General features: G+C 32.5%; 23 protein-coding genes, 1 pseudogene, 1 riboswitch and 1 other annotated feature. Of the genes and pseudogenes, 7 read left to right on the top strand and 17 right to left on the bottom strand.

Annotated elements, in window-relative coordinates:
• Nucleotides 1–144: 144 nt before the first annotated feature.
• From Y7E_RS0100725 to Y7E_RS28835, 3 genes and pseudogenes are all read right to left on the bottom strand, one after another.
• Nucleotides 145–1,389: an MFS transporter gene (locus tag Y7E_RS0100725; RefSeq protein ID WP_017149398.1), complete on the bottom strand. Its 1,245-nt coding sequence runs from the start codon at nucleotides 1,387–1,389 to the stop codon at nucleotides 145–147.
• An 82-nt stretch (nucleotides 1,390–1,471) separates the two neighbouring features.
• Nucleotides 1,472–1,727: a binding site (T-box leader), on the bottom strand.
• A 64-nt stretch (nucleotides 1,728–1,791) separates the two neighbouring features.
• A pseudogene (locus Y7E_RS28840) lies at nucleotides 1,792–2,103 on the bottom strand (oxidoreductase); the annotation flags it as partial.
• 212 nt (nucleotides 2,104–2,315) lie between these two features.
• Nucleotides 2,316–2,513, bottom strand: coding sequence for an SGNH/GDSL hydrolase family protein (locus Y7E_RS28835; protein ID WP_237741324.1), 198 nt, complete (start codon nucleotides 2,511–2,513; stop codon nucleotides 2,316–2,318).
• Between the two features lie 332 nt (nucleotides 2,514–2,845).
• On the opposite strand from Y7E_RS28835, the gene Y7E_RS0100710 reads away from it, so the two are divergent.
• Complete coding sequence (locus Y7E_RS0100710) at nucleotides 2,846–3,283, top strand: cell wall hydrolase (RefSeq protein ID WP_017149395.1); 438 nt, start codon at nucleotides 2,846–2,848, stop codon at nucleotides 3,281–3,283.
• 217 nt (nucleotides 3,284–3,500) lie between these two features.
• Here Y7E_RS0100710 and speD read toward each other — a convergent pair whose 3' ends face one another.
• Both speD and Y7E_RS34710 read right to left on the bottom strand, forming a co-directional pair.
• Nucleotides 3,501–4,346 carry an adenosylmethionine decarboxylase gene (gene speD / locus Y7E_RS0100705; protein WP_017149394.1) on the bottom strand — a complete coding sequence of 282 codons (846 nt, stop codon included), beginning with the start codon at nucleotides 4,344–4,346 and terminating at the stop codon, nucleotides 3,501–3,503.
• A gap of 379 nt (nucleotides 4,347–4,725) precedes the next feature.
• A complete protein-coding gene (locus Y7E_RS34710; RefSeq protein ID WP_017149393.1) occupies nucleotides 4,726–4,851 on the bottom strand; it encodes a hypothetical protein in 126 nt (41 codons plus the stop codon).
• A 280-nt stretch (nucleotides 4,852–5,131) separates the two neighbouring features.
• Between Y7E_RS34710 and Y7E_RS33465 the strand changes: the two genes are divergently transcribed.
• Together Y7E_RS33465 and Y7E_RS0100690 are read left to right on the top strand one after the other, a co-directional pair.
• Nucleotides 5,132–5,287 carry a hypothetical protein gene (locus Y7E_RS33465; protein WP_017149392.1) on the top strand — a complete coding sequence of 52 codons (156 nt, stop codon included), beginning with the start codon at nucleotides 5,132–5,134 and terminating at the stop codon, nucleotides 5,285–5,287.
• Between the two features lie 361 nt (nucleotides 5,288–5,648).
• Complete coding sequence (locus Y7E_RS0100690) at nucleotides 5,649–5,972, top strand: hypothetical protein (RefSeq protein ID WP_017149391.1); 324 nt, start codon at nucleotides 5,649–5,651, stop codon at nucleotides 5,970–5,972.
• A gap of 170 nt (nucleotides 5,973–6,142) precedes the next feature.
• On the opposite strand, the gene Y7E_RS0100685 is transcribed toward Y7E_RS0100690, so the two are convergent.
• Complete coding sequence (locus Y7E_RS0100685; protein WP_017149390.1) at nucleotides 6,143–6,670, bottom strand: GrpB family protein; 528 nt, start codon at nucleotides 6,668–6,670, stop codon at nucleotides 6,143–6,145.
• A gap of 129 nt (nucleotides 6,671–6,799) precedes the next feature.
• On the opposite strand from Y7E_RS0100685, the gene Y7E_RS0100680 reads away from it, so the two are divergent.
• Nucleotides 6,800–7,669, top strand: a complete 870-nt coding sequence (locus Y7E_RS0100680) for a protein kinase family protein (RefSeq protein WP_017149389.1) — start codon at nucleotides 6,800–6,802, stop codon at nucleotides 7,667–7,669.
• A gap of 101 nt (nucleotides 7,670–7,770) precedes the next feature.
• Nucleotides 7,771–9,027, top strand: coding sequence for a sensor histidine kinase (locus Y7E_RS0100675; RefSeq protein WP_017149388.1), 1,257 nt, complete (start codon nucleotides 7,771–7,773; stop codon nucleotides 9,025–9,027).
• 181 nt (nucleotides 9,028–9,208) lie between these two features.
• Here Y7E_RS0100675 and Y7E_RS0100670 read toward each other — a convergent pair whose 3' ends face one another.
• From Y7E_RS0100670 to Y7E_RS0100650, 5 genes are all read right to left on the bottom strand, one after another.
• The gene (locus tag Y7E_RS0100670) at nucleotides 9,209–10,021 is read right to left on the bottom strand and encodes an alpha/beta fold hydrolase (protein ID WP_017149387.1); all 813 of its coding nucleotides are present in this window, start codon (nucleotides 10,019–10,021) and stop codon (nucleotides 9,209–9,211) included.
• 906 nt (nucleotides 10,022–10,927) lie between these two features.
• Nucleotides 10,928–11,035, bottom strand: a complete 108-nt coding sequence (locus Y7E_RS31165) for a YjcZ family sporulation protein (RefSeq protein ID WP_000007809.1) — start codon at nucleotides 11,033–11,035, stop codon at nucleotides 10,928–10,930.
• A gap of 162 nt (nucleotides 11,036–11,197) precedes the next feature.
• Complete coding sequence (locus tag Y7E_RS0100660) at nucleotides 11,198–12,025, bottom strand: energy-coupling factor transporter transmembrane component T family protein (RefSeq protein ID WP_017149386.1); 828 nt, start codon at nucleotides 12,023–12,025, stop codon at nucleotides 11,198–11,200.
• A complete protein-coding gene (locus tag Y7E_RS0100655) occupies nucleotides 12,018–13,718 on the bottom strand; it encodes an ABC transporter ATP-binding protein (protein WP_017149385.1) in 1,701 nt (566 codons plus the stop codon). The genes Y7E_RS0100660 and Y7E_RS0100655 overlap by 8 nt, the downstream gene beginning before the upstream one ends.
• A 10-nt stretch (nucleotides 13,719–13,728) precedes the next feature.
• A complete protein-coding gene (locus Y7E_RS0100650; RefSeq protein ID WP_017149384.1) occupies nucleotides 13,729–14,277 on the bottom strand; it encodes an ECF-type riboflavin transporter substrate-binding protein in 549 nt (182 codons plus the stop codon).
• A 136-nt stretch (nucleotides 14,278–14,413) separates the two neighbouring features.
• Nucleotides 14,414–14,530, bottom strand: a riboswitch (SAM riboswitch).
• 157 nt (nucleotides 14,531–14,687) lie between these two features.
• On the opposite strand from Y7E_RS0100650, the gene Y7E_RS0100645 reads away from it, so the two are divergent.
• Nucleotides 14,688–15,368 (top strand): aspartate/glutamate racemase family protein, encoded by a 681-nt coding sequence (locus Y7E_RS0100645; protein ID WP_017149383.1) that lies wholly within the window; start codon nucleotides 14,688–14,690, stop codon nucleotides 15,366–15,368.
• A gap of 92 nt (nucleotides 15,369–15,460) precedes the next feature.
• Here Y7E_RS0100645 and Y7E_RS0100640 read toward each other — a convergent pair whose 3' ends face one another.
• The 3 genes from Y7E_RS0100640 to Y7E_RS0100630 form a co-directional block, all read right to left on the bottom strand.
• A complete protein-coding gene (locus Y7E_RS0100640; protein ID WP_017149382.1) occupies nucleotides 15,461–17,245 on the bottom strand; it encodes a PAS domain-containing sensor histidine kinase in 1,785 nt (594 codons plus the stop codon).
• A 318-nt stretch (nucleotides 17,246–17,563) separates the two neighbouring features.
• On the bottom strand, nucleotides 17,564–18,424 hold the full coding sequence (locus tag Y7E_RS0100635) for a Cof-type HAD-IIB family hydrolase (RefSeq protein ID WP_026049030.1): 861 nt from the start codon (nucleotides 18,422–18,424) through the stop codon (nucleotides 17,564–17,566).
• A 211-nt stretch (nucleotides 18,425–18,635) separates the two neighbouring features.
• Nucleotides 18,636–19,847 (bottom strand): cytochrome P450, encoded by a 1,212-nt coding sequence (locus Y7E_RS0100630; protein WP_017149380.1) that lies wholly within the window; start codon nucleotides 19,845–19,847, stop codon nucleotides 18,636–18,638.
• Nucleotides 19,848–19,987: 140 nt separating this feature from the next.
• Between Y7E_RS0100630 and Y7E_RS0100625 the strand changes: the two genes are divergently transcribed.
• Complete coding sequence (locus tag Y7E_RS0100625) at nucleotides 19,988–20,485, top strand: PadR family transcriptional regulator (protein ID WP_017149379.1); 498 nt, start codon at nucleotides 19,988–19,990, stop codon at nucleotides 20,483–20,485.
• A gap of 98 nt (nucleotides 20,486–20,583) precedes the next feature.
• Here Y7E_RS0100625 and Y7E_RS30855 read toward each other — a convergent pair whose 3' ends face one another.
• The 3 genes from Y7E_RS30855 to Y7E_RS0100605 form a co-directional block, all read right to left on the bottom strand.
• Nucleotides 20,584–20,739, bottom strand: coding sequence for a DUF1540 domain-containing protein (locus tag Y7E_RS30855; RefSeq protein WP_003204488.1), 156 nt, complete (start codon nucleotides 20,737–20,739; stop codon nucleotides 20,584–20,586).
• Between the two features lie 642 nt (nucleotides 20,740–21,381).
• Nucleotides 21,382–22,014, bottom strand: coding sequence for a Vat family streptogramin A O-acetyltransferase (locus Y7E_RS0100610; protein WP_017149377.1), 633 nt, complete (start codon nucleotides 22,012–22,014; stop codon nucleotides 21,382–21,384).
• Nucleotides 22,004–23,275 carry an MFS transporter gene (locus Y7E_RS0100605; protein WP_017149376.1) on the bottom strand — a complete coding sequence of 424 codons (1,272 nt, stop codon included), beginning with the start codon at nucleotides 23,273–23,275 and terminating at the stop codon, nucleotides 22,004–22,006. The genes Y7E_RS0100610 and Y7E_RS0100605 overlap by 11 nt, the downstream gene beginning before the upstream one ends.
• Between the last annotated feature and the right edge of the window lie 241 nt (nucleotides 23,276–23,516).

Genomic DNA, 23,516 nt, shown 5'->3' with positions numbered 1-23,516 from the left:
AACCCCTGAAAACTCTACCTTGTCAGTGATTTCTTTTATAGCCTTATCAATTTCTTTCTTCATTTTTAGCATGATATCATTCCTCGTTTTTAAGTGATTTTTTTCCTTAATACCTTCAATATTTAAACGATAACTCTCTCTATTTCAAATTTCTTTAGAACTTAATGGATGAGACGAATAAAATTTTGTCTTTGATGGTAATAAATTTAATACACATAAAACAATTGTTATGAATAGCATTATAAATGCACCAGCAATCACTATCACTTGAATGGAAATGAATTTTGTAGCAATGCCAAAAACAATGGTTATAAGAATGGAGAGGATTGCTATAAGTAATTCATACATACTCCCCACTCTCCCCATCATATTTACAGGTACATTGTTTTGATAAAATGTATAAAATCCTGTATTTGCAAAAGCCATAGAAAAGGATAGGATAAAGAAACCGATAGCTGCCATAAAAAAATGATTTGAGAAAGCATAAACCATATATCCAACTGAGATGAATAATGACCCTGTACCAATTAAAAATGAAGTAGCTAATTTCTTTGTGAAAATGGTGTTTACTAGGGCTCCGACAATAAAGCCAATACCAGCAATACTTACTAGAAATCCATATTGACTATCTGATAATGAAAGAATTTCTTTAGAAAAAGATAATTCAAGCGAATCCATCGCGGCGACTAATACCATCATTCCATGAAATAAAAAGTAGATTAATACAATGTATACGTATCGCCTACTAAAGTTTAAAACAGTATTCCAATCTTTTTTTAATAATGTAAGAGACAATTTACTATTGGATGCATCAAAAAAGTTTTCTTTCTCAATGTTAGGCATAAGTAATGTAATTAATCCTGATACAAATACAGCGATAGCATTCATATATATAGCAAATCCTGGTGTGCTGGTCATTAAAAGCATCCCCGCTATTGCAGGTCCAATGAGAGATGCTCCAGACCCTATTAAACTACGAAGTGAATTAAAGCGTTGCCTTTGCTCTGATGGAATCAATTTTGTCATATATGTCATAGCTGTTGGCTCATATATTGCGCTAGCCATACTGATAAAGAAAACTATCACATAAATGAGCCAAATAGATGGAAGTAAGGGTATAACAGCAATGAATAATGCACGATATATATCAAGATGAATCATTAATTTACGTTTATTTAAACGATCTATTATGCTGCCCGTCCATGCATTTGTAAATAACGTAGCCAATGGCCTAATAACGTATAATGTAGCTACCGCTAAAGGTGAACCTCCCATGTTATAAATAACAATATTCAGTGCGATTAAATAGATCCATGCACCAAGATTCGCAATGCCGATTCCAGACAATAAAAGTGTTGGATATTTCCATGATTCTAATGTTTTTTTCATTTTATTATCTCTCTTCTAATAAATTTTTTTAGTCGTTTTAATTTTGTCCAATAAAAAAATCCCACCCCCAAGACGTTAAAGTCTTGGGGGCGAGATTTATCATCGCGGTGCCACCCCAGTTTATTAATATGTCACCATATTAATCTTATCAGGTACGACATTTCAAAAATGCTTATACCTTAGCTCTATAACGGGAGCTCCCGTCACACCATCCCCTTTTTTAGGTTCCTGTGTGATGCTCAGAGGCTTGGTTCAATAAAAAATTCTTGCTCCTTTTCAGCTAATGGAGCTCTCTGTGAAGAATTTATTTTATTTACTCTTCTCTTCATCGCATGTAATTTTTTAACATATTATCACAGGTGCTTGATATTGTAAATCGAAAAGTAAAAATAATCAAATTATTTATTCCATTTTCATTTTTGCTTTACGAGCAATACAACAAACAAAACGCATTAGTTTTTTATGAAGAAACGGAAAGAGTGTAAAACATATATCGATTGTTTTTCTTAAAGGCATTGGACAAATAATCAATTGATTTCGCTCTATACCTTTAAGGGCAATTTTTGCAAACTTCTCTGCTGTTATTGGCTTATTCACTTTTAATTGTTCCATAATGAGTGCCCTAGCCATGTTAATTGCTTCTGCTTTTTGGAATATGGGAGTATCCACAAAGGTTGGACATAATACACTCACCTTAATACCATACGTTTCCGCAATTACTCTAATTGGTTTTGTTGTAACATATTCAGAGCTATTCCGATTTGCAAGTGTTTCTGTAAATTCTTTGTGTAAATCAAGATAATATACGTTTTTATATTCTTGAGACAATGAACAAATAGCTTTTCCTAGTTCATATGTTTTTAGGTGATACTACAACTACTTTTTTTGACCTATTAAGAATCTTTTCAAGAACTTTTTGATATTGTTCAGTAAACCCTTCTTGGTTTGATACCGCTGGTTGCATCTTTACACTGTTTGATTCGATTATATAAACTTGTTACTGTTTCTCCAGGTTTTCCTAAGTTATAAAACGTATCGTTTGGAAATTGACCTCTTAATATTTTGCAAAAGGAAATGCCTGGTCTTCCCTCAGTTAAGCTGTCTCCAAATAACGCTATTTTCATTCCTTTCTCCTCCATGATTTATATTTCCCTTTATGAAAACGAAATAAAAAACGAGAATGAATTAAGAATTCTTTTTAGAAATAAATAGCAAAAATATAGTGATTGCTTCTTCAAATAAATGTTTTAATTTTTCAGTTTCAACTTTTTTTTTAGCAACTATTAGAATAAAAAATGTGGTATTTACGGAAAATAGATATTTATATTGGCTTAGCGGTTTAAATTATTTTATTCTCTTATAAATACGGTGCGTGAAATTGCCTATTTGCGTGAACTTTAAATTCGTGTTTTTAATTCTCTTTACATATATTTGTAAAGAGAATGGAGGAATATTAATGAGAATTGCTTACACAGAAACTGATGTGGACTTGTTAGCTCGTCTAATGAGAGCGGAAGCAGAAGGAGAAGGACAACAAGGGATGCTGGATGTTGGAAATGTAGGTGTGAACAGAGTGATGTGCAATTGTCTAGACTTTAAAGGAATTACAAATATTCAACAAATGGTGTACCAACAACAAGGCGGAAGTTATTCATTCGAAGCTGTGACAAAAGGATATTTTTATCAACGTGCAAGAGAAGTTGATAAAGAGCTGGCAAGAAAATGTCTGGAATACTGGAGAGGACATCCCGCAACCAATTCTCTTTGGTTTTTTAATCCCACAGGAAATTGTCCGCCTGTTTGGTGGAATCAGACATTAGCAGGACAATACAAAGAACATTGTTTCTATCAACCAACGAGTTCTGATTGTCCCAAAGTATATGCTGGAAAATAAGTGTTTATATTTTAGAGTTTCAAAGATTTACTACGAATAACGAAAATTATGTAAATAAAAATGGATATACCTTTAAAACATTTTTTACATTCATCTTTTCTTTCAAAAGTTAACCAATAGAAAAAGCCTTCGCTATGTTTCATGTACTAGCAAGGATTTTTCTATTGGTATTTCCCTAATCAATCGCTAAATCTGCTTATGAATTATTTGTAGTTCTTCAAAAAGAATTATCGTCCAAATCCTCTTCAATTAATCCATGATTCATGTTTTTACCGTAAAATATTTCATCCATTTCTGTTTTTAATTTTTTTGTAATTTCCTCTTGTTCTTTTACGGATAATTTTTCTTGTGTATATCCAAATAGATAATTGTTTAAGTCAAATTCTTTTAGTTTACATTTTGTATGAAAGATATGCTCTTGATAGACATTAACATCAATCATATCATAGAGATTTTTCACGTTATTTGGAATGTAATTTTGGATGGAACTTATTTCGTGATCAATAAATAATTTGTTACCTGTTATATCTCTTGTAAATCCCCGAACACGGTAATCGATTGTCATAATATCTGTATCAAATGAATGGATAAGATAATTTAATGCCTTAAGAGGTGAGATTTCACCGCATGTAGCTACATCAATATCTGCTCTAAAAGTGCTGATTCCCTCATCTGGATGATATTCAGGATAGGTATGAACCGTTATATGACTTTTATCTAACTGCATGACAACCGAATCAGGAAGAGGTCCAGGAGATTCAGTGAATGATTCCGTTGGCACTTCTACCACCGGGCCTTCTGATACTAATATAGTTACGCTTGCCCCTTGTGGTACATAGTCTTGTTTAGCAATATTTAGTACATGTGCTCCTATAATGTCCGAGACATTTTTCAAAATCTTGGTTAGTCTGTCTGCATTATATTGTTCATCTATGTATTCTATATAAGCTTCTCGTTCTTCTTTTGTTTTTGTATAGCAAATATCATACATGTTAAAACTTAATGATTTTGTGAGGTTATTAAATCCATGTAATTGAATCCGTTGTTCTGGTGTTAGTTTCATGATAAAATTCCCCATTCTTTTGTTCAATAATGTTTTATAAACCCTTTATGCAATATAATTCCATACTACAACTTTTTCATGCATACTCTTTTGAATTAGAATCGTTTGCAATATATTAGTTATTTCTAATTCAATGATGGCAACCATGTGGAATAAATACATAATTTATTTTTATTGTAAAAATACGGTAAATGAAATTTGAAATAGCAATGGTGTAGAATTTGAATCAAGAAACCCTTATGACTAGATTAATCAAAAAAAGAAAAGATGTACAAGCTCACGTCAGCTTGCACATCTTTTCTTTTTCTCTATGCTCAGGACTAATTAAATACTGTGTTAATTTCTATAATTACTCTCAATTATATTCTCAATTTAAACATTATTTATTTAAATCTTTTTTGGTTACTTCACTTCTAATGTTTACATCTTTTGAGAATTCAGTATCGTTTTTTAGGTTATTCGGATATTTGTTTTTGCGTTTTCGATTATCATTTCGATTAGTCATAAATTATCCTCCTCTTATTAAGATTCGTACCTATTTTGTACAAAAGGAACTATTTAATACAGATTACTTCGTAAGTGTAGTCTCATATTATTTTATAAAAAATTTATTCATTTCTTTAAGGGATACAAAAAGTGTATGTTTTGTTCATCGTTTTAATCTTTTTAGTCTAATGCACTATGAATCGATGATGTTTACAACCACTTTTCCACTTTTTGTGAACTTTCTTTTTGACAAAACACGTTCTTGTTGGCGCATACTACGCTTATTGGAGGTGACAATCATGGGACACAATCAAAACCCGTTTACAACAAAGAAGCGTAATGCTAACGGACAATACGATAAAGAAGCGCACAGTATCGACAGCCATGGCAATTTTGTACCTAACACACCAACGAATGACGCTGTTATTCGTGCTGAAAGACCGAAGAAAAAATGAAAAAAGCCCTGGATTTTTTTCAGGGCTTTTTTCATTTTTAATAATTTTTACTGATATCATTTACTAATAAATAACAAGTAAGTGGCATTCTCTTTTCGGTGGCCCATCAAGAATACTTGCTACCTCTGATTCTGTATGATTATTCCCCTCTTCCATCGGCGTTACTACTCGAGTATCCATTATTGATGGAAGAAGCGATTATTATTAGAAAACAGTAATAAAATGAATTCAAGAAGCTTACACGTTATGTTTAAGCTTCTATTCAACCTGCGAAATTAAGATTCAAATTTCACCCAATTTGATACAAGACGTTCATATTTTTCCAAGCTGTTTGGACATGATAAAGAATGAGGTGATTGTTATGAAAGACGAGGTATTAGAATTAGTACCAGAAGCGGTAAAAAAGTTACTCCAGAAAAAAGTTAAAGATGGGAACCACTGCATCATTGATTTGATTATTGATGATGTAGCTGCATATGAATTTGAGCCGGAGCAAGTAATCCCGTGCATCATGGCTGCCTATTATGTTTACGAGTCCACGTCCTATCCTAATGAAATGGAGGAAGAATGGAAGATAAGTTTAATTTTTCACGCAGCTATTCGTTCAGCAATGAAACTTTTGTCTTACGGTAAGTATAAAGCGAAACGATCGGAGAGTGGATGGATGAGGTATACAAACCCTTGAACTATCCCCATTTGGAAGTAGAGATTCCTGCTAACTAACGTGTTCACGGGAATCTCTTACTTAGAGATAAGATTTTTAACAACATATTAATACATCAGCTATATTCCTATCCAGTTATCAGGTCACTCTATAAAATGTATCATTTCATTAAATAAGAGAAGAAACTATACTTAATTAGCGCTTTCATCTAATTTCCCTTGTGCTAATGAAATGATTTTTTCAATATATGGAGATTTTCCCTTTGTATATGCAACTCGATCAAATGGATATTTCGCAGCGAGGTCCTGCTTTACTTGTCTATATTCTGCACGAGCCCACTCATTCTTTCTCAGAAACTCACGAAATAGCAGGTTATTATTCCATTCCTCACTTTCATACATATAGACATGTAAATGATGCGTACCCGCTCTCCACTTCCCTTTTCTAAAAAAACGCCTATTTGGGAATTCTTTATGAAATACATATTCATACCCTATTGTTTGAAGTGGGTCTATCCACCGATTAACTACATTTAAATTTTCTACACCTATCATCATATCTATAAGTGGCTTTGCACCTAAACCTTCTATTGACGTACTTCCAATATGTTTAATCGCTAAAATTTCCTTTTTTAGTAATGTGATAAATTTTTCTTTCTCTTTCATAAATTCCGTATGCCAATTTGAATTATATGGTTCAATGATAATTTCTTTATCCATCTTTTGCTCCTTTCATACTCAGTATCTAACTTTATAAGCAATCTTTTTTAACTAATCGAAACAGGACTTTCATTATTTCCCTCGAATATATTAATGTTTAATCTGATTATACAAAATAAGAGGTGTAAAATGAACGAAATTCCTATTACAATTCATTTAGATGACGTCACTTTTCAATTAAAAGAACAACAAGACTTCAGTTGGCTTGTAAACCTTGGTAAAGTATTTGCAGTTTTTGATCAACAAGATTCAGGAAATATTTGCTTTGGTATTGAAAAGGAAGGAAAGAAAAGTTTTGTTAAATTTGCTGGGGCAAAGACAATAGAGTATACAGGAGATCCAGTTGATGCAATTGCGAATTTAAAACAAGCTATGTTAATTTATGAAGACTTAAAACATAACCATTTAGTTGAATTAGTAGACCATTTTGAAGTACCGAATGGCTATGTGGCAATCTTTAATTGGTTTAACGGGGACTGCCTTCATTCACATTGGTCATTTCCACCACCAGCGAAATATAGTAATCCAGATTCCCCATTTTATCGCTATAAACAGTTATCAGTTGAAGAACGTCTTATTTCACTAGATCATATTTTTTCTTTCCATGTTCATGTTGAAAGAAAAAATTATGTAGCAATTGATTTTTATGACGGTAGCATTTTATATGATTTTGAAACAAATACAATGAAGATTTGTGATATCGACTTATATAAAAAGAAACCTTATATCAATACAATGGGAAGACTTTGGGGGTCATCACGATTTATGTCACCAGAGGAATTCGAATTAGGCGCAGTAATTGATGGGAAAACGAATGTATTTAATATGGGAGCGATCGCTTTTGCACTCTTAGGAGGAGCTAAATGGGAAGCAGGAAAAGAACTGTATGACGTAGTATCTCGTGCGGTAGAAAAAAATAGGAATCAGCGTTATGCATCAGTTAAAGAGTTTTATTTAGAATGGGCATCTACTCGTAACAAACTAAGTATGAAAAAGTAACAAACCTCCTCATTGTAGTAAAATAATTAATACATGAAGAAGTTACATTTTTTCTGTATAATACTTATAGTACTGAAAACTACAATAATGAGGCATGCTAGATGAATTTTATATATATCAATCAAAACGTATTAAATAATTTGCTTTATATTTTAAGTAGCGTCTTTGTTTTTTATTTTATATATAATAACGGAATGTTTTTAAAAAAATACAAAAAGATTCTTATTATTATATGTACCAGTGTACCACTGATTTTATGCATGAAATACCCTATATACATCGATGAAAATTGCGTTCATGACTTAAGACAGATCCCTTTTTTAATTGGTACGCTTTATGGTGGTTTACCAGTTGGGATTGCCTTATTAACTATTATGTTATTGATTCGATTTATTTTTTATGGTGTGAACTTTTTAACGGTTATTGTTTATATTACAATGCTTATTTTCACTGCCTTTTCTTCTTCTAAATTTAATCAATTAAATAGAAAGAAAAAGCTTATAATGTCTATGACTTTACCTTTTATACTGGCCTTAATTACAACCTATATCGTTGTGATTTTATCAGATTTTCCAGTTACAAAATCATATATTATTTATTTTATTCTACTGCCTCCAATTGTCATGCTATTTGTTGTATACATGAACGAAATTTTACGAGATGCAGTTCTTATGAGATCTAAATTAGTAAAAATGGAGAAGATGGAGATTGTGAGTCAACTTGCTGCGAGTATTTCACATGAAGTGAGAAATCCTCTTACTGTAGTAAAAGGATTTACTCAGCTCCTGAAAACTCCAGATTTATCACAAGAGTCGCGAGAACAATATATTGAACATATTCTTGGAGAGCTAAACCGCGCTCAGGTTATCATTGATGACTACTTAACATTTGCTAAACCTGCATCACAAAAACTTGATACCATTGTAATAGATCAAGAATTAAAAAGAGTAATAAGTATGATGATGCCATTATGTAATATGAATTCTATAAATATTTCTGAGGAATTAGTGACAGGTTCCATTACCGGGAATACACAACATTTCCAGCAATGCTTTTTAAACTTAATAAAGAATAGCATTGAAGCGATGCCAAATGGTGGAAAACTAAGTGTTGAGTCATCTATTTTTGAAAACAAAGTCACTATTGTCATTAAAGATAGCGGAATTGGTATGACACAAGAGCAAATACATCGATTTGGCGAACCATATTTTAGTACAAAAACAAAAGGAACTGGTTTAGGTACGATGGTTGCAGTAAAAATCATTGAAACGATGAATGGCACTTTAAATATAAAGAGTATCGTTAATAAAGGAACCACTTTAACGATTATATTTCCGCAAAATAATGAGATTGCTTAATAAAATAACATCTTGATTTAAAAGGAGTTCCTATGCTCCTTTTTATTTTTTCTATAAAAAACTCAATCCGAAACAATCACCTGTACAAAAAAATTTGAAATGTTAAGTATAAAAAGGAGCATGATAGCTCCCTTCCCATTGAATTTCTGACACAATAGATGTATGTAACTTCGAAACAGATTTACCTTTTTATGGGTAAAGAAAAAGTCTCTTTCCTATTCATCTCAGTATGGATAAAAGCAAACTGCTGAATCATTTCATTTAAGTGCTTCGCTGCCTTTGTAGGAATTTGATGCTTTACGTTATCAATAAATTTTAATTCATTACATGGCAATTCTCCATGCAGTAATTTCGCATGACTATAAAATACTTTATCTTTCTTACCATAAACCAACAAAACCGGAAGCTGAATATTTCTAAGCTGATTCGTACAATTATAATGCAAACTATAACGATAATACTGCTCTATATTTTTGGCATTCCCTTTTCGGGCTTCTTTAAACATCTTTCTGAACAATTTATGTGTATTTGAATTGCCCCATGAAATAGACAATGCTAAAAATGAAACTGCACCCGCTTTTGCAAGTTTCACGCCAAGTGAAATCTTATTCTTTAAATATCCATCCCTCACTTCTGACATTCCCCCGATTAGAATACCACCTAATGCTCTTTCAGAAAAAGCCAGCAAAAATTCTAATGCGACAGAGCTTCCAGTCGAATATCCGCATACAAGTGCTTTTTCAATCTCCAAATGATCCAACAAACATCTAATGTCTTCAGCAATCAGCCGATAGGTTATCGGTTGTTTTGAATACTGACTCCTTCCGTGCCCTCTAATATCAAAAGCAATCACCTTAAAATTTCGGGATAATTCCTCTATTTGGTACTCAAAATTCATATAAGTAAGTACAGGAGGATGAATAAAAACAATAGGAATCCCTTTTCCCTTAACGATATAATACAGACTACTACCGTCCACATCTAACATTGGCATGTATATAATCACCTCAACAATCTGAAATCATTCCCGACTCTTTTTCAAAAAAAGTAGCCCTAAAAAAATGACGCATACTAAAAATTTATTTTAGTACATGAACATTCTCCTTTTATTATTAATTCCTTTATAATTTGTTAGCCATAAGCTGGCGATGATATTCTGTTATACGTTCCTGATAACGTTGAAGCTGATTTTCGTTTAAAAAAATGAATTTAGTTGCTCCTCAAGTTTTTTTATCTTTTTATTTAGATAGAAAAACAGATGGTTTGTTGTTTTAAATGTTGTGCTATAAATCACCTCTTACAGTACACTTGACGATGTGTCTTTTCACTCACTTTTGTTATTATGTGGTATTTCTTTTTTTCTATTCTGGCAACTATTTAGAATAAATTATGATGGATTTTGTTCCATAAATTACATAGAAAATGAATATCATCCCTTTTAATCTCATCTACTGTAACTTCATCTCATTGATTAATGTAAATGAATTTAAAATCCTTATTAATCTGTACTTGTTGTTCTTTGTAATGAGTGAGCCTTACAAGTAAACTTATGGTTTTTAGGAAAAAGAATCAAAAAGGATTAGCATCATAAATGCCTATAAAATATTGCAACATAAATCATGTGAAATTAAACTTTGTCATTTCGGTAACATTTTGATTTAAATCATAGCGGTACCACTCTTCACGTACTTATTCATTAAGTTTTTTATTTGTAAAACTCAATTAGAATCAATCACCGGTACACAAAAATAATTCAAAACTCTAGAAACTTTCTATTGAAAAAAGGAGCATGATAGCTCCTTTTTCATGTTGAATCTCGTATTAATACTAAAAAAAGTATCTTTAATAGTTTTTCTGATTACATGATTCTGTGACGAATGATTAAAAAATCGTATGTGTTTTAATACCCTCCGCCCCAGCAGCTGCATCCAACAATAATTAATAAAATAAATAACACAACTAATAACGCAAAGCTTCCTCCAAAACCACAAGAACCACCGAAACTCATATTTTCTCCTCCTTTTAGTATAAAGCTAATGGGTAATTAATCGTTTATTAACGGGTTCGTATTATACAGTATGTATCTATGTGATTTTGGAGCATGTCTTGATAAAATTAAAAAGACACTCCGCTGAGCGCCTAAATTTTATCCCCATAATAACGAAAAAACTTACAATGGATACCAAAACCCTTTGAAAACATTGAATTTTAGATAAATGGCAAGTAATAAAATTATAATGCCAATAATGAGTCCTATATAATCCTCTTGTTTTGCCTTTGTTGTAAAATACCATGTTCGCTTCTCTTTTTTTCCGAATCCTCGTAAATCCATCGCATTTGAAACGGTATCGATTCGCTCTAAAGATTGAATAACAAGTGGCCAAAAAATGAGTACCCGGTTTTTAATACGTTTCCAAAAATTTGCCTCTCCTCTTTCAAATGGTACACCTCTGGCTTCTTGAGCGTGTTTAATCAACTTGTATTCCGCTTGTATATTTGGTATGTAACGTAGCGCAATGTTTATTGCATAGGCAATCTTATAAGGTAAACCAATTTTATATAAGCTGCTAGCGAACTCACTTGGGTGTGTCGTGTATATGAAAATAAGTGTAAAGGGTAATAACGTAAAATACTTTAATGAGAGCGTAAGAGCATAAAATAATGTTTCGAATGTAATCGTAGCATATCCAATATGTAAGAATGCAGTACTTGTACCAGTTAACTCAGATCCATGGATTGGTGTAATTAATAAAATCATCACTGAATTTAGCATACTAAATGTGAAAAAGAAACTAAAAATAATGCCAATTTTTCTTACAGGGATTTTAGCAACCACTAATCCTAAACAACCAATGAAAAACAAACATAGTAAGATACGAAAATCAAAAAATATAAACGTAAGAGTCATCCAAATTATAAATAATAACAATTTAATTGCGCCATCCATACGATGAAAATATGTATGATTGTCTATATAAAATAAATCTGATTTACTCATAATCCCCCCTCCTTTTTGCTTCCATATACATTTGTACAAAAACTTCTGGGAAAGGAACTTTACTTAATTTTGCTAATGTTGTTAGCGAACTCTCCTGTAAATTAGCTTGTTGTAATATTATTCTGCTTGCTAATACGATTGGAACAGTATCATCAGCAAGTATTTTCCCTTTATGAAGGACAACCGCACGATCTGCATATTCTAAAGCTAGGTTCATATCATGTGTAATAAAGATAAATGATATGCCTTGTGTTGCTAATAGACTTATACAAGACATAAATTGTTTATAATGAAAATAATCTTGTCCTGCTGTTGGCTCGTCTAATATGATAAGCTTTGGATTCGATGTTAAAACTGATGCAATGGTAAGCCTCTTTTTTTGCCCGTAGCTTAACGCTTGAATCGGCCAATTTCGAAATGGATATAACCCACAAACTTGCAATGCATCTTCCACTCGTTTATTTATTTCTGCAATAGAAGCCTTCTGTAAATTTAATGAAAAAGCAACTTCATCCCAAACTGTAGCTTGTGTAATCATGTGATTAGGATTTTGCATGACGTATGAGATTACTTCTCCACGCTTACGAATAGACCATGAAGTTATATTTTCATTATCAATTACAATTTTTCCTTCCTTAGCTTTGTTCATTCCCGTTAATATATGGGCAAATGTAGATTTACCTGCACCATTATGACCTAATAATGCTAAAATTTCTCCCCTTCGTATAGAGAGTGTTATATCCTTTAATGTAAAATTTTTGTGAGAATATGAAAATGAGAGATTCTCTATTTCACATAAGATTTCTTTTTTTTGTTGTTTTTTAGAAGCAGTAGAGTTCAACATCCATTGTTTTACCGTTTTATTTAACTTCTCATTATTTAAAGTTTCAATTGGATATATTTCTTCATTTGAAATATTCATTTTTAGATTTTTTAACGCTTCAATATATACAGGTTCTCTTAACCCTACAGATTGTAAAATATTTGTTTGTAAAATCCTTTTTGGTGAATCGATTGCTACAATTTCCCCTTGTTCTATTAATATGATTTTATCAAGGTCTAATTTTAATATTTCTTCTATTCTATGCTCAATAATAACAATTGTTTTATTTAATTGTTGATGTACCTTTTGAATAAGTTCTACTGTTTTCAAACTACTTATGGGATCTAAATTTGCTAATGGCTCATCAAATAGTAATATGTCAGCATCTGTCGTTAGTAGTCCAGCAAGAGAGACAGTTTGTTTTTGACCACCAGATAATTCATGTGGGCTTCGGGAATGAAATGTATGCATCTGTACTTTCTGCAGTGAGTCCATAACAACAGCCTTCATTTTCTTCTGTTCCACGCAATCGTTTTCTAACGAAAAAGCAACGTCTTCCCCTACAGTTAAACCAATAAACTGGGAGTCTTGATCTTGTAAAATAGTTCCCACATGCTTACTTTGCTCAAAAATACTGCCTTTTCGTGGATCTTTACCACATATTGAAATTCTTCCAGTGCTTGAACCTTCATAGAAAAAAGGGATAAGCCCATTTATACAATGGGCCAATGTTGATTTTCCTGATCCACTTCGGCCGGCAATCAACACTTTTTCTCCTGGATAAATATGAAATGAAACATCCCTTAAAGTAGGCTCTGTTACCCGCTGGTATTGAAATGTAAATTGTTCAAAAGAAATAATCGGATTCATAGTAATATCCCTACTTTTCAATTTTTAAATGTGTATGTTTTTTATTTGCTTTCGCTAATCCAAGTGTAATTGGTAAACCAAGAATTAAGAAAACAAGGACATCTGCAATCGTTGCACCAAGTACTTGAATAACAATTTTATCGAAAGGCTCTCCCATGAGGATAATATCGAAAGCACCGGCAAATATAATTGCAATGACAATCCCAATTAAACCTGTTACAGCAAAATATGAAATATCACGATTATGGAATGTTCCATTTTTTACGCTGAAACTTGTTCGCTTTTGTACAAGTCCCATCGTAAATCCAATAATACCTGAACTAATTACCCATCCCCACCATATTCCCCATCCAGCAATCGTATCTGTGACCGTATGACCGATAAGCCCGATCAAAAGTCCTGCAAATGGCCCGAAAATTGCACTAAAGATCGTTAATATAGCTATGGCAGGCTTAATAAATGTGTTTGGAGCAATTGAAAACCCCCACAGACCTAATACACCATATATTGCAGAACCAATTCCGATTGCTACAACTAATTTTGTAGATAATTTGTTCATATGAATTCCCCTCTCATTCTAGTTAGTTTCTATTAGTCCTATGTAAAAAAATACTAAATTATGAGTCTTCACTACCCTCCCCCCAATAAAAAATGACCTCTGCTATAAGAGGCCATTTGCATATGAATATATGATCCTCTTATCTTTCAAAAGACAATCTGTCCTTTTTGCGGAATTAGCACCTTCCTATTTGTAGTAAATAAGGGTTGCTGAGGTTTCATAGGGCCGTTCCCTCCACCTCTCTAGATAAGTATTCGTTTGTAATTTGTATTATTGTACTAATGCAAATTAATTTCAATATTTTTCTTATTATTTTTACTTTTATGTGAAATTATCAAATAAATCATTGTATTCTTATCGGAATTATGGAATAATTAACGTTACAAACATGTTAGCGGGAGGAATTGGGCATGAAAGTAATTGGATTAATTGGTGGATTAAGTTGGGAATCAACATCTCTTTATTATAAACATATTAATACGCTAACTCTATCTCAATATAATCATAATGCAAAGCTTGTTTTATATAGTATGGATTTTGGTGAAGTGACAAATTTATTACAAAATCAACAATATGAGGAAGTGCAAAATCAACTCGTTCAAGTAGCAAAAAAAGTAGAATATTCTGGTGCAGATTGTATACTTATGTGTTCAAATACAGTACATCAATTTGCGGAAGAAGTAGAACAAGCAATATCTATCCCCCTTCTTCATATTGGTGATGTAAGTGCTGAAGAAATTGTTGAACATGATGTGAAACGGATTGGTTTACTTGGAACAAAACAGACAATGGAACAAGATTTTTACAAAACAAGACTAGCTAATTATGGTATTGAAACAATTATTCCGAAAGAAGAAGAACGAAATTTCATTCATCATGTCATTCTTCAAGAATTAAGTAAAGGCATTATTTCACAGCAATCCAAAGATTGTTTCTTACAAATCATTCAAAAGCTCATTGGAAATGGTGCAGAAGGAATTTTATTAGGTTGTACAGAAATACCGCTACTCATTTCACAGAAAGATCTTTCTATCCCTGTATTTGACACTGCTTTTTTACATGCTAAAACTGCAGTACAATTCGCTGGATAATAAAGAAAAGAAGCTATCTTACAAATGATAAGATAGCTTCTTTTCTTTATTATTTCTCTATATTAATTGGAAAATAATCTCCTCATTAATCTCTATTGCAAAGCGCCTGTTATAGAGGGCATAGCTGAATGAAAAGTAACCTGCTCACTTTGAAACAGGGGTAAATAAATAGTAACCGATGTTCCTACTCCCACCTCACTCATAATACTAATTCTTCCTTGATGACTTTCAATAATTTTATAACTGAGCATTAACCCAATACCCGTTCCTTTTTCTTTCGTACTATAGAAAGGTTCTCCAAGCCTTTTTATTCTTTCTTCAGGAATTCCTACGCCCTCATCAACCATATTAATAATAACTTCCTCACGCTCTGATTTTTTCACAAAAATAGAGATTTCCCCTCCATCTGGCATTGCTTCAATTGAGTTTTGTAAAATATTAATAAAAACTTGTTTTAATTGATTTTCACAGCAATCAATCATTAATTCTTCTGGTTCTATATGCAGATCAATTTGAATATTTGTCATGATTGCCTTTGTGTTGATTAACGAAACGACATTTCTTAATATCGAACAAATATTTTTCTTTTCAGTTGGAATGACATCAGTCTTTGCAATCGATAAAAACTCATGTAGTATAGCTTCAATTCTCTCAATTTCTGATAGCATAAGATCAAAATATTTATCTTGTTCTCCTTGGTTAATTTGAAATAATTGAATAAATCCTTTAATCACTGTTAACGGATTTCTTACTTCATGAGCTACGCCTGCAGCTAATTGTCCAATCGCTGCAAGTGTATCTGATTTATTCAATAACTCCTCAGTCTTTTTGCGTTCTGTAATATCCCGAACAATTATCATAATTTTATCTTTTAACATTGGTAAACACCTAGCTTCAAAAAAACTAATACTCCCCTTGAGTGTAAGCGGGTATTCGACTATAACTGTCGACTCCTTTTGTTGTACTTGGTGAATTGCTTCACGAAATTGCTGTGCTACAGGTGATGGCAAGACTTCGTAAAACTTCTTCCCCATAAACGATTCTGCAGGTACATAAAACTTAGCTGTTGAACCGGCTTTATAATCTATAATTGTTCCATCAGCTTCAGTTACAAAACACAAATCAGGTAATGCTTTGAAAATAAGCTCTAACTCAGAAGTTTGTTGTTTTAATTGCTCTTCAATTCCTTTTCGATGAGTAATATCAACGCCAACTGCCCAATAACTATAACCAGGTACTGGGAAATGCTCTGAAATATTTGACCACATGATTGTTTTTATTTCTCCATTTTTGCATGTTAAATTCATTTCCCAATCTCGAAAACTTTTTCCGCGAGTAGAAAATTTCTTTTGGATTTGCTTGCGATAGCTTTCATCAGGGTATAGCAATTCAAGTGCTTTTGGATTTCCAACAATTTCTTCCGCAACATAGCCCGTTACAAGCTCGCATTCACGATTCCATAATATGAAATTTCCATCTTTATCAAGAGCATCGACTAAAATAGGCATATTTTGCAAAATGGTATGTAGCTGTTCTTCTTTTTGAGAAAGTAAATGTATATTTTTTGTTTGGTTTTGAAGTTTATTCATTGCACTATCTACAATGAGATTTGAAAGCATTTCGAAGTATTTTTGACAAGTACGGATGTCATTTTTTGTTGAATAAGCAACAAATGATCCAAGATGTTGCTCATGTAAAAAAAACGGAATTTCAATCTTTGTAAGTTGTATATTTTCTTTTTGATCGATACCGAATGAAAAAACACATTCCATATTTTGATCAATAAGTTGATGCGAAATATTTGTTAATTTATAAAATTGTTCTGCCATGGTTTCTATTGTGTTCACATCAATGAGTTCCAATAGCCGAGCATTCATCCTCTTTCCACCTCTATATGTAAAATTAATACCATTTTTTATTCACGCTTCTCCATTATACGAATAATGTTCTCGTAGGTATATAGTAGAAGCATAATTATTCAAATAAATTTTATTTTTCAATAAAAAATTGTTTAAAATGGTGTATAATTCAATTGCCATAAATGTGATATTCACAAATAATTCACAAAATATTAAAAAAAACACACAATTCTTCCGGTATATTCTATAAAATAAAATGTAATAAGGCTTCTATGAATCTCATAGAATACCTTACCCCTAATAAAAAGTAAAAAAGAATCCTTGATGGATTCTTTTTTACTTTTTTACCATGACATATTGATAAAGAGCATGTGCAACTCCGTGTTCTTCATTCGATAGCGTTTCATAGTGACAAATCCGTTTAATTTCGTCCACTGCATTTCCCATTGCGATAGATATATGTGCCTTTTCCATCATAGAAATATCATTTAGCCCATCACCAATTGCAACAGTATTTTCCACTGGAATATTAAGATGTTCAGCTAAAGTATATAAACCATTCCCCTTTTGGGCGTCACAATGGTTTATTTCTAAATTATGCCAATACGAAGCAGTAATTGCTAGCTCTGTATTATGTTGAAAATGCTTTTTTAACTTTTGTAATTTCTCGATATTATAGGAAAATGGTAAAAGTTTATGCACATAAATCTCTTCTTCTAATATCAGTTTACAACTTTCTGTTATATGAAATGCTGTATGTTCAAGATACAATGCTGCGATGATTTCTGGCTCTTCTTGATCTATATCTTTTTTTGACCTTTTTATCCATTCTATTTCCTGATTTACACTTTCTTCACCATACGCCGGAACGTATACACCTCGATCTGTATATAGTTGATAATACATACGATTTCGTTCAAGATACTCGACAATTTCAAATGCCTGTGTATTTTGAATTGGGCATCGCTTCATCATTTTTTGATCCGTATAAATAAGAGCACCGTTTTCTGCGATAATAGGACATTGTAAATTAGCTTCGAGTAATAGACGTTCAATATCTACTATAGAACGTCCTGTACAAATCGCTACTACATGCCCCTGCTCCTGACATTTCCGAATAGCTTCTGCGTTTTCTTTACTAATCATTTTATTTCCGGAAAGAAGAGTTCCATCTAAATCAATTGCGATTAGTTTCATTGTTCCGTCACCACTTTCTATAAATAAACATACTTGTATAAATACACAAACGAGGAATCGTTTCCATGTTCGCATCGTCAAGCACACCTTAGTTATAATTTATGAAAAGCGTTTCAGGTCAAGGGGTATTTTTCAGTTCGTTTGAAAAAATCTTAGATATTATAAAAAATAAAAACTCCTACTTAAAATAGGAGTTTTTATTTTTTATGCTTCATTTCTTTAAAAGAACAGGAAGCTGTTTTAACGTTTGTTCATTCTCTAAAATACAGTTCGCTAAATGAAAGGATGGAGAAAGCTCTAGCTTTTTAAAAGTGCTAATAAACGTAGTTAATGCAACTTCGGCTTCTAAACGAGCAAGTGGTGCACCTAAACAAAAGTGCGGCCCTTTGCCAAATGTTAAATGTTTTTCATTTCCAGGCCGATGTAGATCAAAGCAATCTGCTTGTGAAAATTTATTTTCATCTAAATTGGCAGCACTTATCCACGTAATAATCATTTGACCTTTTTTCATTTTTGGTCCAAATATTGTTGTATCTTCCGTTATAGTACGGGCTAATGTAACTGGGAAGCGATAACGTAGTACCTCTTCTATCGCTTTAGGAGTCAACTCTGGACTTTCACTTAGTTTTTTGTATACCTTAGGTGCATCTACTAAGAAGCAATAAAAGCTATTAATAATAAGGTTTGTAGTGGTTTCATTCCCTGCGGCTAAAAGTCCTAATGAAAATGTAACAATTTCCTCGTCAGTCAATCTTTCTCCCTCATACTCTGCTCTGATCAGATCTGAAATAATATCTTCTTTCAGATGGTATCGTTTTTCTTGAACAATCGGGAGAAGATAGGCTTTAAATTCATGTAAAGCAACTTCTTTCTGCTTATCTAAATCGCTAAACTTCTCTTTACTATATGGCATAAACAAAATATCTGACCACATCTTAATTTTTTTCCTGTCTGTTGTTGGAACACCTAATAAATCAGAAATGACGGTTACAGGTAGAGGTGCGGCAAATTGCTCTACAATATCAATTTCACCATAATTATTCATATCTTGTACAAGTTCATTTGCAATTGCTTGTATCCGTGGCTTCCACTGCTGAAGACTTCTTGGGGTAAATGCCTTTGAAACAATAGAGCGAACATTTCGATGCTCTGGAGGATCAGAAGAGTTTAAATTTACTCTTGTTTCTAAAGGCGGGACGGAAAATTGACGACGATCCCTTCTACTTGAAAATAGGTGATAATCAGATAAAACACGGTTCACATCATCATATAAAAAAACATTCCATACATCCTGCTCCGCATCATAATAGACCGGATGATTTTCCCTCATATGCTTATACCACTCATAAGGATTCCACAGCTCTTCTTTTGTTTTGAGTTTTGAAATTTCATGAACTAAAATCACATTTTCAGGCGAATTCATAGTTCTTTCCTCCCTTTTCTTTTAAAATAAAAAGTAATAGGTAGGCAGTTCAAAGATGTATAGACTAACATATGTTATTTTAACATATATAAAAGAGATATTTACGGATATAAACTTGAGAAAAAATTAGGGGGATACATATGTATGTTGATATTTTACTACTCGCAGAATTAACTTCTGGTCCAAAGTATGGTTATGAAATAAAGAAAAATATTCAAAATCGTCTTGGAGAAAATTTTGAATTGAATCATAACATGCTCTATCCTGCTCTTCGTCGTTTTGAAGATATGGGAGCAATTACAAAAGAGATTCATCAACAAATGGGTAAACCAAACCGTAACATTTATGCATTAACTCCTACAGGTGAAGAAATCTTTTATGAAATGATGCGAGAGTTCCCAGAGAAACTAGCTGCTAATGATGCTGAATTTCTTGTACGTGTTGCACTGTTTGAGAAACTGGATTACGAAGCTCGAAAAGAAGTTTTAACGACTCGTCAAAATGTGCTATACACACAATTAAGCTCCATTCAATCTTTAGCTGAAACATCACTTTTTATTTCTGAGGTCATACAGCATAGTAAATCACGTATTGAACATGAGCTAGCTTGGATTACTTCTCTCATGAAAAAAATATAAAAAATAACAAGAAAAGAAAAAACATTGAATGAAAATGAAATTTATTATCAATACTATAATTAATAAAAGGGCAACCAGCTGCGGTTACCCTTTATCGTTTAAGCTTCAGGAATGAAAGTTTTGCAATCAGTTTCTTCCGTTGTAGATGCTTGGTTACCTTTATGACTTACTACATAAATTGCATCTGCGTTACATTTGTTTCCGTTACCCCAATATTTACAGTTATTTACTTCGCATAAAACATCTTGTGCCATAAGTATCACACCTCCTTATTCTTTTATCATTAACAAATTTGGGAGGTATGATACTTCTATTTTTTCTTTGTATTGATACTACGCTTGCTAATTATCATGAAAAATTGGACAAGAAAAACATTTTCCTCAAACTTTTTTCTCTGTTATATAATTGATTTATTATTTAATAAATCATAAAGGAGATTGTATTATGAAAGATCCGTGGAACCCTACAACAAAGGAAATTATTGAATGAGCTTATACAAAACATGCTGTTTTCCCTGAGCAAGACTGGGACTTATCGGTTTGTACTATCACTAATGCAGCAGAAATTATACTGAGTATTGCAAGTGATACAAATTGTCCTAATCAAACTTTTTTTCTTCATTGTTTATATCTATTAGTTGGAGATGCTATTCGGACTGACGGAAACACATATGATTTACAATGCCTTCAAAACATCTTACAAAGTGCAGCAAGTTCAACAAATACAGATATTTCAAAATGGGTTGAGCGCTCCAAAACCCTTCTATCTAAACCAGAAACATTTAATTATGATCTTTGGTGTGATGGTGGTTTTGTTTATAAAATGGATAAAGTGAATGAAAAAAAGAGGACTCACCTTTCATAATGGAGTCCTCCTTTTTTGCATATTTTTCACACTTAAGCGTCTGATAATTTTTTCAACGCATCCATATTTCCACTTACAATCACATCAATATTTTTAGAAATAGTCTTAATGTCCAAGTCCCACCACTTTATTTCTAACAATTCATTTATTACATCATTTGAAAATCTCTTTTTTATCTCAGTAGCAGGATTACCACCAACAATTGTATATGGCGGAACGTCTTTTGTTATAACAGCTTTAGCAGCAATAATGACCCCATCCCCTATTCTAACTCCAGGCATAATCGTTGTGTCCATTCCAATCCATACGTCATTTCCGATTACCGTATCTCCTTTGAACGGTAAATCAGAAAGTGTAGGCGTGAATTTATCCCAGCCATGACCGAAAATATTAAATGGATACGCTGAAAACCCATCCATTCTATGGTTTGCGCCATTCATAATAAATGTAACACCGGGTGCTATACAGCAGAATTTCCCCATAACCAATCGGTCTCCAAAAATTTCATAATGATATAGCACTTGCTCTTCGAATGTTTCCTCGTCTTTCGAATCATAATAAGAATAATCTCCAACAATAATATTTGGTTTTGTTATTGTATTTTTGATAAAATGAACACTTTTGTTTCCTTCAATAGGATATTTCACATTTGGATTAGGATTCATGCTGAACAGCACCTTCCTCATTTGAAGTTCCTATTACTGGTTTCAAATTGTATATTGGCAAAATAAATAATACACCAATAATAAATAGTAATGCTGTTCCTTCATACATTGTACTAAGTGAAAATACTTCTTTTAATGATCCTGCTATACTCATCGTTAATACCATTGAACCTGTAAATAACGGGCTCAAAATCCCATTTACACGCCCAATAAAGTCTGTATCAGAGTTTTGAATAATTAGTGTGTTTATCCCAATTTGTATACAAGGAAGAGCTAGCCCGCTGAAAAACTGAGCAATAAGTGTGATCCATAAATTTGTAGAAAATCCGATAATACCAATACCTACAGCCTGTGCAAACATTCCTAAAATTAACATCTTTTGTGGAGCAATATTTTTCGCAAACACCATTGCTAAAGTACCACCAATAATCATTCCTGCTCCATTTACAGTTAATAACCATTGTAAGCCTTCTTTTGGTAGACCTAATTGTTCTGTCACGATAAAAATACCTAGCGGCTGAATCAGACCAATCCCTAATCCTGCTGCCATAAAACAAATTCCGAGTAATGTTAATGTTTTCTTTGCCTTTACATATTTAATTCCGTCTACCATTTCTTGCAATAAACTAACTTTTTTCTTTTCTTCTTGTTCTTCAATATCTTTTGGCAGAAATAACAAGACTAAAGCCGCAAGTAAAAATGCAACACCCGTCACAATAATTGAAGTGTAAATTCCGAAGGCTTGAAATATAAATGTTCCAAGTATAGGACCTAATACCATGAAAATCGCAAAAATGGTTTGATATAATGACATAGCCAACTGTACTTCTTCTGTAGATAGATGTTGTTTAAATAATTTCATACCTGAAGGCTGTGAAAATTGCGAAAGAATTGCAGAGATAAGTGTAACAAAAAATACAACTTTCCACGTACCAAACATAAGTGTGAAAAGTACTGCAAATACAGATAATGAACTTAAAGTTTCGCACCAAATCATCGTTCTTTTTGGTTTCCACCTATCCGCGAATGTGCCTCCTATAAATGAAAAAATAAAAATTGGTGCAAATTCCGCAACTGAAATCATAGAAATGGCAAACGCATCACCATTCGTCATATCCATTACATACAGCAGTACCGCAAAGTTTCGGATCCAAATTCCAATCTGGAGAAATAATGCTGAAGCAATAATTGCTTGCACAAATCGATTTTTTAATACTACAGACATACTACTCTTTTGTTTCGCTTCTACATTCATAGACATAATAAAGCCCCCTATTCTACATTCTGAACAGGAGGCAGCACCATCATCATATTATAAAAGTCAGTTTATTCGCAGTGCGAAAATACATCCCTTTTACATATAAAAATGTACATACTAATCCTATTCAGAAGAATATTTCGTTTTATAACGAAGATTTCTTAAAAAATAGAATTAGTTGATCATTGGGATGTTTTCACCCTTCCGTTTCGATTTTAAATGACACATACATACTCTATGTGAA

The organism is Bacillus bingmayongensis, assembly GCF_000299035.1.
Lineage (GTDB): Bacteria > Bacillota > Bacilli > Bacillales > Bacillaceae_G > Bacillus_A > Bacillus_A bingmayongensis.
Note: the sequence above shows the minus strand (reverse complement) of the source record. Positions and strands in the feature narration are given on the sequence as shown.

Coding starts and splice junctions, on each gene's coding strand:
- Y7E_RS0100690 (WP_017149391.1), top strand. CDS start 5,649: ATGAAAGACGAGGTATTAGAATTAGTACCAGAAGCGGTAAAAAAGTTA.
- Y7E_RS0100640 (WP_017149382.1), bottom strand. CDS start 17,245: ATGAATGCTCGGCTATTGGAACTCATTGATGTGAACACAATAGAAACC.
- Y7E_RS0100605 (WP_017149376.1), bottom strand. CDS start 23,275: ATGTCTATGAATGTAGAAGCGAAACAAAAGAGTAGTATGTCTGTAGTA.
- Y7E_RS28835 (WP_237741324.1), bottom strand. CDS start 2,513: ATGAAAATAGCGTTATTTGGAGACAGCTTAACTGAGGGAAGACCAGGC.
- Y7E_RS0100635 (WP_026049030.1), bottom strand. CDS start 18,424: ATGAAACTAATCGCAATTGATTTAGATGGAACTCTTCTTTCCGGAAAT.
- Y7E_RS31165 (WP_000007809.1), bottom strand. CDS start 11,035: ATGAGTTTCGGTGGTTCTTGTGGTTTTGGAGGAAGCTTTGCGTTATTA.
- Y7E_RS30855 (WP_003204488.1), bottom strand. CDS start 20,739: ATGGCACAAGATGTTTTATGCGAAGTAAATAACTGTAAATATTGGGGT.
- Y7E_RS33465 (WP_017149392.1), top strand. CDS start 5,132: ATGGGACACAATCAAAACCCGTTTACAACAAAGAAGCGTAATGCTAAC.
- Y7E_RS0100645 (WP_017149383.1), top strand. CDS start 14,688: ATGAAAGTAATTGGATTAATTGGTGGATTAAGTTGGGAATCAACATCT.
- Y7E_RS0100625 (WP_017149379.1), top strand. CDS start 19,988: ATGTATGTTGATATTTTACTACTCGCAGAATTAACTTCTGGTCCAAAG.
- speD (WP_017149394.1), bottom strand. CDS start 4,346: ATGAAACTAACACCAGAACAACGGATTCAATTACATGGATTTAATAAC.
- Y7E_RS34710 (WP_017149393.1), bottom strand. CDS start 4,851: ATGACTAATCGAAATGATAATCGAAAACGCAAAAACAAATATCCGAAT.
- Y7E_RS0100630 (WP_017149380.1), bottom strand. CDS start 19,847: ATGAATTCGCCTGAAAATGTGATTTTAGTTCATGAAATTTCAAAACTC.
- Y7E_RS0100610 (WP_017149377.1), bottom strand. CDS start 22,014: ATGAATCCTAATCCAAATGTGAAATATCCTATTGAAGGAAACAAAAGT.
- Y7E_RS0100650 (WP_017149384.1), bottom strand. CDS start 14,277: ATGAACAAATTATCTACAAAATTAGTTGTAGCAATCGGAATTGGTTCT.
- Y7E_RS0100710 (WP_017149395.1), top strand. CDS start 2,846: ATGAGAATTGCTTACACAGAAACTGATGTGGACTTGTTAGCTCGTCTA.
- Y7E_RS0100685 (WP_017149390.1), bottom strand. CDS start 6,670: ATGGATAAAGAAATTATCATTGAACCATATAATTCAAATTGGCATACG.
- Y7E_RS0100660 (WP_017149386.1), bottom strand. CDS start 12,025: ATGAGTAAATCAGATTTATTTTATATAGACAATCATACATATTTTCAT.
- Y7E_RS0100655 (WP_017149385.1), bottom strand. CDS start 13,718: ATGAATCCGATTATTTCTTTTGAACAATTTACATTTCAATACCAGCGG.
- Y7E_RS0100725 (WP_017149398.1), bottom strand. CDS start 1,389: ATGAAAAAAACATTAGAATCATGGAAATATCCAACACTTTTATTGTCT.
- Y7E_RS0100675 (WP_017149388.1), top strand. CDS start 7,771: ATGAATTTTATATATATCAATCAAAACGTATTAAATAATTTGCTTTAT.
- Y7E_RS0100670 (WP_017149387.1), bottom strand. CDS start 10,021: ATGCCAATGTTAGATGTGGACGGTAGTAGTCTGTATTATATCGTTAAG.
- Y7E_RS0100680 (WP_017149389.1), top strand. CDS start 6,800: ATGAACGAAATTCCTATTACAATTCATTTAGATGACGTCACTTTTCAA.